Genomic DNA, 461 nt, shown 5'->3' with positions numbered 1-461 from the left:
AAGGATGCAGGCGCGGCTCACCGCACCTCCACCGGGATGCAATCCGCGCGCTTGGCCGTCAGGGCCGAGCAGAAGCGCCGCGCATCGGCCAGATCGTCGAACCCTTCGGCCCGCAGGCGGAAGAAGGTCTTCCCGCCCGAGATCGCCTCTTGCACGACCATCCGCTTGCCGCCGAAGAACTCGCCGAAGCGCCCGGTCAGCTTGCCCCACTCGCTGCGGGCGACGTCGGGGCTGGCAAAGGCGCCGAGTTGCACCAGGCGTGTGCCCTTGGGCAGATCGGCGATGTTGACCTCGCCCGAGCCCGGCGCCGCGGCGCGCACCGTCTCGACCGAGGCGATCTCAAGCCCCGCGCCGGCATCCTCGGGCCGCTCCCGCGGACGCAAGGGAGCCGAGGCGGTCAGTTCCTCGAGCGTCCCGGACAGCGCCTCGGCAATGGCCATTTCCACCGGGTCGGCATCCTC

Annotated in this window: 1 protein-coding gene; it reads right to left on the bottom strand. The window is 71.1% G+C overall.

The genetic code is table 11. The annotated features are described in order from the left end of the window. Positions 1 to 17 precede the first annotated feature (17 nt). The coding region (locus ACFDS3_RS16035) for an SPOR domain-containing protein (RefSeq protein ID WP_375263363.1) at positions 18 to 461 on the bottom strand (444 nt) is incomplete at its 5' end.

It is taken from the genome of Palleronia sp. (assembly GCF_042089775.1).
Taxonomy (GTDB): Bacteria; Pseudomonadota; Alphaproteobacteria; order Rhodobacterales; family Rhodobacteraceae; genus Palleronia.
This window is presented reverse-complemented; position numbering and strand designations above follow the sequence as displayed.